The organism is Streptomyces sp. NPDC058674, assembly GCF_042716505.1.
Lineage (GTDB): Bacteria > Actinomycetota > Actinomycetes > Streptomycetales > Streptomycetaceae > Streptomyces.
On sequence record NZ_JBHXSC010000076.1, the window covers coordinates 17,398 to 29,859 of the forward strand.

General features: G+C 75.5%; 11 protein-coding genes. 6 read left to right on the top strand and 5 right to left on the bottom strand.

Translation table 11 applies throughout. From position 1 onward, the window contains the following. The first annotated feature begins 39 nt into the window (after positions 1 to 39). From ACFWU6_RS28950 to msrB, 4 genes are all read left to right on the top strand, one after another. Positions 40 to 822 carry a pyrimidine reductase family protein gene (locus ACFWU6_RS28950; protein ID WP_383983865.1) on the top strand — a complete coding sequence of 261 codons (783 nt, stop codon included), beginning with the start codon at positions 40 to 42 and terminating at the stop codon, positions 820 to 822. Positions 823 to 957: 135 nt separating this feature from the next. Further along, the gene (locus ACFWU6_RS28955) at positions 958 to 1,425 is read left to right on the top strand and encodes an indole-3-glycerol phosphate synthase (protein WP_383800307.1); all 468 of its coding nucleotides are present in this window, start codon (positions 958 to 960) and stop codon (positions 1,423 to 1,425) included. 78 nt (positions 1,426 to 1,503) lie between these two features. After that, the gene (murC, locus tag ACFWU6_RS28960; RefSeq protein WP_383983867.1) at positions 1,504 to 2,907 is read left to right on the top strand and encodes a UDP-N-acetylmuramate--L-alanine ligase; all 1,404 of its coding nucleotides are present in this window, start codon (positions 1,504 to 1,506) and stop codon (positions 2,905 to 2,907) included. Between the two features lie 15 nt (positions 2,908 to 2,922). Then, positions 2,923 to 3,330: a peptide-methionine (R)-S-oxide reductase MsrB gene (gene msrB / locus ACFWU6_RS28965; RefSeq protein WP_383800302.1), complete on the top strand. Its 408-nt coding sequence runs from the start codon at positions 2,923 to 2,925 to the stop codon at positions 3,328 to 3,330. Here msrB and ACFWU6_RS28970 read toward each other — a convergent pair. The 5 genes from ACFWU6_RS28970 to ACFWU6_RS28990 all read right to left on the bottom strand — a co-directional run bounded on the left by ACFWU6_RS28970 (position 3,311) and on the right by ACFWU6_RS28990 (position 9,087). Beyond that, positions 3,311 to 4,213 carry an NAD-dependent epimerase/dehydratase family protein gene (locus tag ACFWU6_RS28970; RefSeq protein WP_383800299.1) on the bottom strand — a complete coding sequence of 301 codons (903 nt, stop codon included), beginning with the start codon at positions 4,211 to 4,213 and terminating at the stop codon, positions 3,311 to 3,313. The genes msrB and ACFWU6_RS28970 overlap by 20 nt on opposite strands. Further along, positions 4,210 to 5,583 carry a cytochrome P450 gene (locus ACFWU6_RS28975; protein ID WP_383983869.1) on the bottom strand — a complete coding sequence of 458 codons (1,374 nt, stop codon included), beginning with the start codon at positions 5,581 to 5,583 and terminating at the stop codon, positions 4,210 to 4,212. The genes ACFWU6_RS28970 and ACFWU6_RS28975 overlap by 4 nt, the downstream gene beginning before the upstream one ends. A gap of 266 nt (positions 5,584 to 5,849) precedes the next feature. After that, positions 5,850 to 7,325: a class I adenylate-forming enzyme family protein gene (locus ACFWU6_RS28980; protein ID WP_383983871.1), complete on the bottom strand. Its 1,476-nt coding sequence runs from the start codon at positions 7,323 to 7,325 to the stop codon at positions 5,850 to 5,852. Next, entirely contained in the window at positions 7,325 to 8,068 is a 744-nt protein-coding gene (locus ACFWU6_RS28985; RefSeq protein ID WP_383800290.1) for a glycosyltransferase, read from the bottom strand. Before ACFWU6_RS28985 ends, ACFWU6_RS28980 begins: the two co-directional genes overlap by 1 nt. Beyond that, positions 8,065 to 9,087: a 3-oxoacyl-ACP synthase III family protein gene (locus ACFWU6_RS28990; RefSeq protein ID WP_383800287.1), complete on the bottom strand. Its 1,023-nt coding sequence runs from the start codon at positions 9,085 to 9,087 to the stop codon at positions 8,065 to 8,067. Before ACFWU6_RS28990 ends, ACFWU6_RS28985 begins: the two co-directional genes overlap by 4 nt. Positions 9,088 to 9,424: 337 nt before the next feature. Between ACFWU6_RS28990 and ACFWU6_RS28995 the strand changes: the two genes are divergently transcribed. Continuing rightward, positions 9,425 to 11,485, top strand: a complete 2,061-nt coding sequence (locus ACFWU6_RS28995) for a phosphocholine-specific phospholipase C (RefSeq protein ID WP_383983873.1) — start codon at positions 9,425 to 9,427, stop codon at positions 11,483 to 11,485. Between the two features lie 211 nt (positions 11,486 to 11,696). Then, positions 11,697 to 12,452 carry an alpha/beta fold hydrolase gene (locus ACFWU6_RS29000; protein WP_383800282.1) on the top strand — a complete coding sequence of 252 codons (756 nt, stop codon included), beginning with the start codon at positions 11,697 to 11,699 and terminating at the stop codon, positions 12,450 to 12,452. Positions 12,453 to 12,462: the final 10 nt, after the last annotated feature.

Here is a 12,462-nt window from a genome sequence, read left to right on the forward strand (position 1 = left end):
CACAGCACTCAACTCTACGGGGCGTGGCACACTGCACCGATGCGACGCCTGTTCCCTGTGACCGATCAGACACCTGCCCCGCCCGGGGGGCCGGCCGACCGCGAGTGGTCGCTGGACGAACTGGCGCAGGCCTACGCCTACCCCTCCCTCGGCGCCGGGGAGCACTGGCTGCGGGCGAACATGGTCTCCACCCTGGACGGCGCCGCCCAGCACGACGGGCGCTCGCAGCCGATCTCCGGCGAGACCGACATGCGGATCTTCGGCACCCTGCGGGCGCTGGCCGACGTGGTGGTCGTCGGCGCGGAAACGGTTCGCCAGGAGGGTTACCGCCCGGCCCGGGCCCGGGAGGCCTTCGCCGCCCGCCGGGAGGCCGCGGGCCAGGGTCCCGCCCCCGCCATCGCGGTGGTCACCTCGGGCCTGGACCTGGACTTCGCCCTGCCGCTGTTCACCTCCCCCCTGGTGCCGACCCTGGTGGTCACCGGCAGCGCCGCCCCCGCCGCCCGGGTCGCCGAGGCCGTGAAGGCCGGCGCCGAGGTCGTGGTGGCGGGCGAGGGGTCCGCCGTGGACCCGGCGCGGGCCGTACGGGAGCTGGCCGCGCGGGGGCTGCGCCGCCAGCTCACCGAGGGCGGACCCCGGCTGCTCGGCCAGTTCGTGGCCGCCGACGTGCTGGACGAGCTGTGTCTGACGATCTCCCCGATGCTGACGGCGGGGGACGCCCAGAGGATCTCCGGCGGCCCTTCGGTCGCGCTTCCGCACCGGCTGGCGCCCGCCTGCGTACTGGAGGAGGCCGGGTTCCTGTTCACCAGCTACCGTCGGATCTGACAAGGGGCGGAATTTGTCGTTCCGCTTAGCTTCCGCTGGGCACATATACCTGCGCAGGCCCCGTGTGAGAGCGGGGCAGGATGGTTTCCGCAGGGGCCGGGCAGCCGGCCTCGGCCCATGAAGGAGAGGGCGTCCGTGTTCACGAGCGTATTGATGATCGAGCAGCCGCTGACCACGGTGGACGTGGACTTCGTCACCACCCTGCACGGGGACGACCCCGTCTCCTTCGTCGTGCTCATGCAGCCCCGGGGCGACCAGGACCGACTGCTGCGCGCCATCGACGACGTGGCGCTCGGCGAGCTTCCCGAGGCCGTTCACGAGGGGGAGGAGCCCGAGGGCGAGGCCGCCAAGGGACCCGCCGCCCAGGCCCTCGCCCACTCCCTGAACGCCCTGCGCGGCAAGGGGGCCAGGGCCACCGGCCGGCTCGTCGGGCGGCACCCGCTCGACAAGCTGAAGGCCGTCGTGGAGGAGACCGGCGCCGACGAGGTGATCGTCCTGACCGCCCCGCACTTCGTGGAGGAGTTCTTCCACCGGGACTGGGCCTCCCGCGCCCGGCACATGGTCGGCGTTCCGGTGCTCAAGCTCTTCGCCCACAACGAATAGGCTGGGCGCGCACGCTGTAGGACCAGCACAGGCGTGCACCCCGTAAGACAAGCGCAACCGACTCCTGGAGCGACCTGAATGAAGCCCGGCCTGCCGACCGCCATGGAACGGCCCCACTTCATCGGCATCGGCGGCGCCGGCATGTCCGGCATCGCGAAGATCCTCGCCCAGCGCGGCGCACAGGTCGCCGGCAGCGACTCCCGTGACTCCGAGACCGCCCAGGCGCTGCGCGCCCACGGTGCCGCGGTCCACATCGGGCACGCCGCCGGCCACCTCGCCGCCGACTCCACCTCCGTGGTCGTCTCCAGCGCCATCCGCGCGGACAACCCCGAGCTGGCCCGCGCCGCCGAGCTCGGCATCCCCGTGGTGCACCGCTCCGACGCCCTCGCCGCCCTGATGGACGGCCTGCGCCCGATCGCCGTCGCCGGCACGCACGGCAAGACCACCACCACCTCGATGCTGGCGGTGTCCCTGTCAGCCCTCGGGCTGGACCCCTCGTACGCCATCGGCGGCGACCTGGACGCCCCCGGCTCCAACGCCCACCACGGCGAGGGCGACATCTTCGTCGCCGAGGCCGACGAGAGCGACCGCAGCTTCCACAAGTACGCCCCGCAGGTCGCGATCATCCTCAACGCCGAGCTCGACCACCACGCGAACTACGCGTCCATGGACGAGATCTACGAGTCCTTCGAGACCTTCGTGTCCAAGATCGTGCCCGGCGGCACCCTGGTGATCGCCCACGGCCAGGCCGGCGCCGCCGAGATCGCCCGCCGGGTCCGGGGCGCCGAAGGCCTGAACGTCGTCACGTACGGCGAGGAGCCCGAGGCCGACGTCCGGATCACCAAGATCACTCCGCGCGGCCTGACCAGCGAGGTCACCGTCACCATCGCCGGCCGGATGCTCACCTTCACCGTCTCCGTCCCCGGCCGCCACTACGCGCACAACGCCGTCGCGGCCCTCGCCGCCGGCGTCGCCCTCGGCATCCCGGCCCACAACCTGGCCTCGGCGCTCGGCAAGTACACCGGCGTCAAGCGCCGTCTCCAGCTCAAGGGCGAGGCCGCCGGCGTCCAGGTCATCGACTCCTACGCGCACCACCCCACCGAGATGAGCGCGGACCTGGAGGCCATCCGCGGCGCCGCCGGGGACTCCCGCATCCTGGTCGTCTTCCAGCCCCACCTCTTCTCCCGCACCCAGGAGCTCGGCAAGGAGATGGGCCAGGCCCTCGCCCTGGCCGACGCCTCCGTGGTCCTCGACATCTACCCGGCCCGCGAGGACCCGATCCCCGGCGTCACCAGCGAGCTGATCATCGCGGCAGCCCGGTCCGCGGGCGCCGACGTCACCGCCGAGCACTCCAAGGAGGCCGTCGCCGACGTCATCGCGGGAATGGCGAAGCCCGGCGATCTCGTTCTCACCATGGGCGCGGGCGACGTCACGGATCTGGGACCCCGGATCCTGGAGACGATCGCCCGGCTGTCGAGCTGAGGGAGCGGGAACGTCATGGCGTACGAGGTCGAGAAGACGGACGAGCAGTGGCAGGCGGAGCTGACCCCGTCGGAGTACCAGGTGCTGCGCCTCGCGGGCACCGAGCCGGCCTTCCGCGGTGAGTACACCGACACCACGACGGAGGGCGTCTACTCCTGCCGGGGCTGCGGGGCCGAGCTGTTCCGCTCCACGGAGAAGTTCGAGTCGCACTGCGGCTGGCCGTCCTTCTTCGACCCGAAGGACACCGACGCGGTCGAGCTGATCTCGGACCGGTCGCACGGCATGGTCCGCACCGAGGTCCGCTGCGCGCGGTGCGGTTCGCACCTCGGCCACGTCTTCGAGGGCGAGGGCTACCCGACCCCCACCGACCAGCGGTACTGCATCAACTCCATCTCGCTGCGGCTCACCCCCGCAGAGAGCTGAGGTAGTCCTCCAGGGTCCGGCCCGGGGTCCAGCCCCGGGACCGGGCCCTGTGCACGTCCAGGACCACGGGGCGGGCCAGCTGGTCCACCGCGTAGCGGCTCAGCGCCGGCTCGCCGGCCCTCGCCAGCGCCTCCGCGGCGCGGGCCGCCGTACGGGCCAGGCCCACCGGCAGGTGCCGGATGCGGGCCCGCACGCCGTGTGCGCGCAGCACCGCCCGTACGGCGCCGTCGCGGGAGTACGGCTCGGGGTCCGCGATGTTGTACGCCCCCGGCTCCCAGCCGGTCGCCGCCACGCAGGCCGCGGCGAGGTCCTCCACCGCCGTCAGGCTCAGCCGGACGTCCGGACCGGGTAGCAGCAGGGTCCCGGCGCGGACCCGGGAGAGCAGCCGCGGCAGCAGCTGGGTGTCGCCGGGGCCGTACACCGCCCGGGGGCGCAGCACCACCGCGCCCGCCGCCAGGGCCAGGGCCTCGCCCGCCGCCTTGGTGCGGCCGTACGCGTTGAGGTGGCCGGCCCGCGGATGGTCCTCGCGCACCAGGCTCCGGTCCAGCCGCGGATCGTAGACGCTGGCACTGCTCACCCACACCACCGGCCGGCCGGCGGCGGCCCGCAGCAGCCGCTCGGTGCCGTCGACGTTCACCGCGTGCAGCTCCGCCTCGGCGGGGGAGCCGGGGGCCGGGTCGCCGACCGCCGCCGCGCAGTGCACCACCAGGTCGACCCCCGCCAGGTCCGGCTCGGCGCGGGCGGCGTCCCAGAAGCGGTGCTCCCCCAGGGGGCCGGGTCGGCGGCTGACGCAGACCACGTCCGCCCCGACCGCGGCGGCGGCGCGGGCGACGTGGCCGCCGCAGAAGCCGGAGGCGCCGGTCACGGCGATGCGGGGGGTCACGGGGCGGTCCGGGGGGCCGGCGTTGGGGCGGTCGGGCCGGGGGCGGCCGTGCCCGCGGTTGCCGTGCCCGGGGCGGTCGGGCTCGCGGTGGTGGTGCCCGCGGTTGCCGTGCCCGGGGCGGTCGGGCTCGCGGTGGTGGTGCCCGGGGTGGCTGTGCCGGGGGCGGTGGGGCTCGCGGTGGCCGTGCCGGGGGTGGTCGGGCTCGTGGTCGCGCGTACCGTCAGCGTGCGCCAGCCCGGCAGGGCCGCCCGCCGGTCCACCCGGGACCGGGTCACCACCGGCCGGTAGGGGGCGAGCTCCGCCAGTACGTCCCCCAGCAGGACGTGGGCCAGCCGGGCCCCGGGGCACGCGTGCGGCCCGGCCCCGAACACCAGCCGTGCCACGGCGGGCGGGGCGGGGACCCTGGCGTCGGGGTCGCGCCGGTGGGCGTCGGCGGCGTGCCGGGCGACCAGCAGCAGCCGGTCGCCGGGGCGCACCGGGCAGCCGCCGACGACGCCCGCCGCCGCGGCCACCCGGGGCAGCACCGGCGAGGCCGCCGTCACCCGAAGCAGCTCCTCGACCAGCGCGGGCCGCAGGGCCGCGTCGGCCGCCTGGTCCCACAGGCCGGCGTCGGCGCACCAGGCCGCGGCGCGGGGCAGCGCGGCGACGGTGGTGTTGACGGTGGCGACGGCGAGCATCGCGGCCAGGGCGGTGTCGGGGGCGCCGGGGTCGGTGTCGGTGTCGGTGCGGGCGCCCGCACCGCGGGGGTGGCTGCCGCCGGGGACGGGGTCGAGGAGGTGACGGAGCCGGTCGGCGGTCCGGGCCGCGGCCGCCCGGGCGCCGGGGCGGGGCGGCCCGGGAAGGTGGCTGCGTACGGAGGCGGCCGCGGCCTCGGCGGCGGCCCCGGCCACCGTCAGCGGATCGGCGGCGCAGTCCAGCAGCGCGCGCACCACCGTCCCGGCCAGTTCCCGGGCGAGCGGGACGACGTCGACCTCGCCGCCGTGTGCGAGCGGTGCGAGGGCGCGCGGCAGCAGGGGCTGCCACAGCCGCCGCAGCTCCTCCACTCCCGCGGTGCCGAGCCGCGCCGCGAGGTCCCGGCGGTCCGCGCGGTGGTCGCCTCCCTCCTGGTCGAACAGCACGCCGCCGTCGCCCCGCAGTGCGGCCCGCGCGGCGCCGCCCGTGGTGCCGGCCGCCGTACGGTCCAGCGGCAGCCGGGTCAGCGCCTCGCGGTAGGCGTCCGGGTCGTGCACGAGCAGGGTCCGTCCGATGCGGCGGACGGGCCGCCCGCGGGTGGCGCCGAGCGCGAGCAGCGCGAACAGCAGGGGGTGGCTGCGGGTGTAGACCCGTCGGTCACGGCGTCGGGCCGCGCGGGGCAGGGGTGTGGCGGGCACGGGGTGCGCCTCCGGGGGGGGCGGGGGGGCTTGGCGGTGCGGCCGAGTGGGGCCGGTGGGGGGGGCGGGGTTCGGGTTGGGGGCGCGGGGGTGCCCCCGTGCCGCCCGCAGACGGTGCCGGGGCGTGGGGCGGGGCCCCTGCGGGGTGTCTCCTCGGCTCGCGAACCCGTGCGGTGCCGGTGGGTGGGGCGGGGGCGGTTCGCTCGTCCTGCGGGGGCACCCCGGCCCGGGCGGGCCCGGGTCCCCGCCCCCACCGGCGGCCGGGGTCATGCCGGTGGGGCCAGGCGTTGCGCCGCAAGGGTCGCCGTGGCCGCCCGGTCCGGTTTGCGGGAGCGGCCGGACAGGGGGATGCGGGCGAAGAGCAGGGCGTCCGGGCGGGCGGAGCCCATGCGGCGGACCGGTTCCGCGAGGGCGGCCCGCAGGGCGTCCTCGGTCGCGCCGCGCTGCGGCTGGACGACCGCGACCAGGCGTTCGTCGCCGTCACCCGCCGGGACCCCGACCAGCACGGCCAGTTCGACCCCCGGCACCTGGAGGGCCGGCTCGTACAGCCCCGGGTAGATGTTCTCGGCCCGGCGCAGCACCATGTCCTTGCACCGGCCCTCCAGGACGATCCGGCCCGCTCCGTCCAGCCGCGCCCGGTCGCCCGTACGGATCCACGGGTCGGGCTCCTCGCCGAGGTAGCGGTCGCGGGCGGCGGGGCCGGACAGGAGCAGCTGGCCGTCCGCGTCCGGTTCGGCGAGGACACCGGGCAGCGGGGCGCCGACCAGGTCGCCGGCGCCGTCGAAGGCGGACTTCTCGCGGGCCTCGACCGCGGCGGCGGGGAACAGCTCGGTGAGCGCGTACACCCCCCACGCCTGTGCGGCCCCGGCGTCGCGGACCCGCTCCAGCAGCCCGGCGCCGGCGGGCGCCGAGCCCGTCCACACCCGGCCGTGGAAGCGGGCGCCCGCGTCCAGCGCGTCCCGCAGCCGCGGTGGGGTCAGGTACGTGTCCTGGGGCCGGAGCCGGTGCAGTTGCCGGGCCAGTACCCGGGGGCGGCCGGCCGGCAGCGCCACCGGCGCACCGCCGGTGAGGGCGGGGACCAGGACGAAGAAGGTGCCGCCCAGCACCGGCCGGTCCGGGGCGGGGTCGATGAGCGAGGCGACCGCGGACATCCCGGCGGCCAGGCCGGAGCGGGTGTGGACCACGGCGCGCGGCCGGGAAGTGGTCCCCGAGGTGAAGACGATCACGGCGTCGCCGTCGCAGTCCCCGTGGACCGGCACGCCCGCCCGGGGCGCCGCCGGGTCGAGCGCGGGCGCGCAGCCCGGCAGCCGACGCCCCACGGTGGCCACCGGCCCCAGCTCGGCGAGGTCCGGCAGGGCGAGCCGCGCCCGGCGGGCCAGCGGCCGGGCCCAGCCCGCCACCGCCTGGGCGGCCGCGTCGGCGAGGACCAGCGAGGGCCGGGCCAGCGCCAGCCGGGCGCGGAGCACGTCGGGCCCCGTGCCCGGGTCGAGCACGGCCCCGCGCAGTCCGAGCCGCCACAGGGCGAGCAGGACGGCCAGCGCCCGGGGGCCGGGCCGTACGGCGACGCCCACGGTGTCGCCGGCGCGCAGCCCGCGCGCGTGCAGGGCGGCGGCGAACGCGTCGGACAGCTCGGCGAGTTCACCGCGGGTGGTGTGCACCCGGGGCGCCCCGGTCCGGGTGGCTGTGAGCACGGCGGGCAGGCCGGGACGGGCGCGCAGCGCGTGGTCGAGTCGGTCGAGCATCAGCGGGGGTCCGTTCCGTGCGCGCCGCTGCCCTGGTCGAGGTACCAGCGGGCGGTGCCGGTGATCCCGTAGGCGCGCAGCCGCCGCGTGGAGTTCTCCACGACCATCGACCGGCAGTGCGTGATGCGGTCGGTGTGGCGGCGTACGGCGTTGAGGAAGAGCCGGTCGGTGGGCGACGGGCGCCGCGGCATGCCGCCGACGGCCAGGTACAGCTCGGCGGTGACGGCCATGTTGTTCCCGGCGTGCATGCGGTACGGGGCCCGGTAGCCCCGGCGCCGGGCGTGCTCCGGGCGCAGCCGCCCGAACAGGGCCGCGAGCCGGACCAGCGCGGCGAAACCGGCCCGGCCGAGCGGGCCGTGCTCGTCGCGCCGGGCGGTGATCCGCCCGCAGACCAGCCCGGGGCGGTCGGTGAGCGCCGCCCGCGCGGCGCCGGTCCAGCCGGGCCGCGGCAGGCAGTCGGCGTCGGTGCGGGCGAGCAGGGCCGCGCCCCGGCCGATCGCGTACCGGAAGCCGGTGTCCACGGCCGAGCCGACCCCCTTCTCCGGCTCCTCGATCACCTCCACCGCGAACGGCGCGCGCGTAGCGAACTCCCGTGCGACCGCGCCGGTCCGGTCGGTCGAGGCGTTGTCCACGACCAGCAGGGTGAAGTCGCGGTCGTGCTGCGCGGCGAGCGCGTCCAGGGTCTGCGCGAGCCGCGCCTCCTCCTCGTGCGCGGGCACGACCACCCACAGCGGCCCGCTCACGACTTCTCCCAGACCATCGTCATGATGCTGATGCCGCCGCCGAGGCCGACGAAGAGCACCCGCTCGCCGGGGGCCAGCTCCCCGAAGACCCGGTCCAGCTGGACCCCGATGCTCGCGCTCGCGATGTTCCCGAGCTCGGGCACCGTCACCACCAGCTTCCCGGCGGGCACCCCCGTCAGCTCCGCGAACCGCTCCAGGTAGGGCACCGTCACCTGGTGGACCAGCACCTTGGCGAAGCCGTCCCAGTCCATGCCCGTGCGGTGCAGGGTCCGGTCGATGACCGCCGTGCCCACCTTCTCGAAGACGCCCCGCAGCTCGTGCCCGTCGCCCTGGAAGTAGGTGTACGCGTCCCCGCGCGGGTGCCGCGACCCGCCGCCCGGGATGCCGCCGACCTCCCAGTGCTCCGAGTGGGTCGCGGTGTCCACGTCGAGAATCCCTCCCCGCTCCACGGCCTCCACGACCACGGCCGCCCCCGCGTCGCCGAAGGTGTAGCCGGCGAATCCCGAGCGGAACTCCGCGAAGTCGGCGGGCGCCGTCCGCACCGCCCGGCTCGGGGTCTCCCCGGTGACCACCAGCGCCCTCCGGGCCCGGCCGGCGAGGATCGCGGACCGGGCCAGGTCGATGCCGTTGACGAAGCTGTTGCAGGCGTTGGTGACGTCCACGGCGTGGGCCCGCGAACCGAGTGCGGCCTGCACGATGTGGGCGGTGGCCGGTTCGACCAGGTCCCGGGAGGCGGAGGCGAAGACGAGCAGGTCGACGTCGAGCGGGTCCAGTCCGGCGGCGTCCAGGGCCCGGCGCCCGGCGCCGACGGCGAGCGTGGAGGCGTACACCCCCTCGCCCGCGACCCGGCGCGAGACGATCCCGGTGGCCTGTCGCAGCAGGCCCTGCGGCAGCGCGAGCCCGCTGCGTCGCGCCACCTCCGCCTGGAGGGCGTCCGAGGACACGGCGTCCTCGGGCAGCAGACTGCCGACGGCGGTTATCCCTGCGCGCGGGTGCGGGTCACATGGCTGGAAAGGCATGTCCACACGATGACAAGCCGCCCTCTCCCGGACCTGAGTACGGGCACTCAGATCCGCGCACGGGCCGGATGAGTACGCCCGGTCCGCCCGACGGTCCGAAGTGGCCCGTCCCCGGGGGCTGTTGTCCGGCGCGCGGTCCGCCTACCGTCGTGGCCGGGCGCGGGGCCGGGCGCGGGGCCGGGCGCGGGGCCGGGCGCGGGGCCGGTGCGGGCAGGGCCTTTCGTTCTCCCGCTGTACGCCCCCGTGTCGGACAGGGATCGCCGTCCGGTACCCCTGGGCCGCTGTCCTTGGGGCGCCCCTCGACTCCCCTCCCCTCACCCCCAGAGGTCGTCACACCATGGCAGAACTGAACCGCCGCAGGTTCCTGCAGATCGCCGGCGGCACGGCCGCCGCGACGATGCTGAGCGAGAGCATCGCGCGGGCCGCCGCCATTCCGGCGCAGGGCAGCACCGGGACCATCCGGGACGTCGAGCACGTCGTCGTGCTCATGCAGGAGAACCGTTCCTTCGACCAGTACTTCGGGTCGATGAAGGGCGTACGGGGCTTCGGGGACCCGCGGCCGGTCCTCCAGGACAACGGCAAGCCGGTCTTCCACCAGTCCAACGGGACGAAGGACATCCTCCCCTTCCACCCGCAGGTCGACGACCTGGGCATGCAGTTCGTCGAGGGGCTCAACCACGACTGGGCCGGCGGCCACCAGGCCTACAACAACGGCAAGTACGACAAGTGGGTCCCGGCGAAGACCGCCACCACCATGTCGTACATGACCCGGAACGACATCCCGTTCCACTACGCGCTCGCCGACGCCTTCACCGTCTGCGACGCCTACCACTGCTCCTTCATCGGGGCCACCGACCCCAACCGCTACTACATGTGGACGGGCCACACGGGCAACGACGGCACCGGCGGCGGCCCGGTCCTCGGCAACCAGGAGGCCGGCTACGGCTGGAAGACCTACCCCGAGCGGCTGGAGTCCGCCGGGGTCTCCTGGAAGATCTACCAGGACGTCGGCGACGGCCTGAACGCGGCCGGCCACTGGGGCTGGATCAGCGACGCCTTCCGCGGGAACTACGGCGACAACTCGCTGCTCTACTTCAACTCCTACCGCAACGCCCAGCCCGGCAGCGCCCTGTACGAGAAGGCCCGTACGGGCACCGACGCCAAGGCCGGCGACGGCTACTTCGACCGGCTGCGCGCCGACGTGCTGCGCGGCACCCTGCCCCAGGTCTCCTGGATCGCGGCCCCCGAAGCCTTCAGCGAGCACCCCGACTGGCCCGTCAACTACGGCGCCTGGTACATCTCGCAGGTCCTCGACGCACTGACCGCGAACCCGGCCGTGTGGGCGAAGACGGCCTTCTTCATCACCTACGACGAGAACGACGGCTTCTTCGACCACGTCGTCCCGCCGTACCCGCCCGCCTCCTCCGCGTGGGGCCTGTCCACGGCCGACGTGACGCGCGACCTGTACGCGGGCGGCGGCGGTTACGCGGCCGGCCCCTACGGGCTCGGCCCGCGCGTCCCGATGATCGTCGTCTCCCCGTGGAGCAAGGGCGGCTACGTCTGCTCCGAGACCTTCGACCACACCTCGGTGATCCGCTTCATGGAGAAGCGCTTCGGGGTGCACGAGCCCAACATCTCCCCGTGGCGGCGCGCGGTCTGCGGCGACCTCACCTCTGCCTTCGACTTCACCCGGGCGGACGCCTCCCCGGCCGCGCTCCCGTCGACGGCCGGATACGTTCCGCCCGACCGCAACACCCACCCGTCCTACCACCCGGTCCCGCCGGCGACGGGCACCCTGCCCGGGCAGGAGGCCGGCTCCAAGCCGACCCGCGCCCTCGGCTACAGCCCGTACGCGGACGGCAGGGCCACCGTGTCCACCGGCAAGTTCACCCTGACCTTCGCCTCCGGCCCCACCCTCGGCGCCCACTTCCACAGCACCTCGGGCAACCGCACGGACGGCCCGTGGCCCTACACGGTCGAGGCCGGCAAGACCCTCTCCGACACCTGGAGCACCAGCAGCTCCACCGGCAACCGGATCGACCTCACCGTCTGGGGGCCGAACGGCTTCCTGCGCACCTGGAAGGGCCCGGCCAAGAAGGCCGGCCCGGAGGTGACGGCCCGCCACGTGGACGCCACCGGAAACCTGGCGCTCACCCTGACCAACGCCGGCGCGGCCGCGGTGGACCTCACGGTGACCAACTCCTACGGAGGCGCGGCCCAGACCTTCCGGGTCGGTCCCGGCGCCACCGTCTCCCACACGGTCGACCTGCGCGCGACCGGCCGCTGGTACGACGTCAAGGTGGTCTCCGCCGCCGACGCCACCTTCCTGCGCCGCTTCGCCGGCCACGTGGAAACGGGCGCCCCGGGCATCTCCGACCCGGCGCTCAAGACCGTCTGACCCGGTCCTGCGCCGTCCGCGACGGCCACCGCTCCGGCACGGTGAGGCCGCCGGAGCGGTGGCCGTCGGCCGCAGCACGCAACCCGCGGCGGCGGGGGCGGCGCGGGGGCGGGCCTGCGGCCCGGGATGCGGGCCGCGCGGTGTGAGGGCAGCCCCGGTGGGCAGTACGTACGGCGTCGGAATCCCCATCCCCGCCACCGAGGGAGAACGCATGGCCGTCGCCCACCGCAGGATCGGCACCGGGCCCGTCCGCGTCATCGTGCTGCACGACTGGTTCGGGACCTGCGCCAACTGGGGGTCCGTCCTCGACCACCTGGACCCCGGCCGGTTCTCGTACGCCTTCCTCGACTACCGCGGCTACGGAGACCGCCGCGACGTGGCCGGGCGCTACAGCCTTCCCGAGATCGCCGACGACGTCCTGGAACTCGCCGACCAGCTCGGCTGGGGCACCTTCTCCCTCATCGGCCACTCCATGGGGGCCAAGGCGGCCCAGCAGGTACTGGTCCGCGCCCCGGAACGCATCGAGAAGCTGGTCGGGATCGCCCCCGTCCCGGCCTCGCCGTACGCGATGGACGACGCGACCCACGCCCTCTTCCACGGCGCCGCCGACGACCCCGGCAAGCGCCGCGCCATCCTCGACCTGGTCACCGGCAACCGCGTGAGCCGGCACTGGCTGGAGCGCATGGTCGCCCACTCTCTGGCCGTCTCGCGCCCCGAGGCCTTCGCCGGCTACCTCGCGAGCTGGCAGCCGCTGGACCTGTCCGCCGCCGTGAAGGGCAACACCGTGCCGGTGCTGGTCCTGGTCGGGGAGTACGACCTCGCGCTCACCGCCGAGGTCATGCGGGCCACCTGGCAGGCCTGGTACCCGAACTGCCTGATCCGGACCCTGCCCGGCACGGGTCACTACCCGCCCCACGAGACCCCGGTGGCCTTCGCCACCGAGGTCGAGGCGTACCTGGAGAGCTAGTGCTGTGACC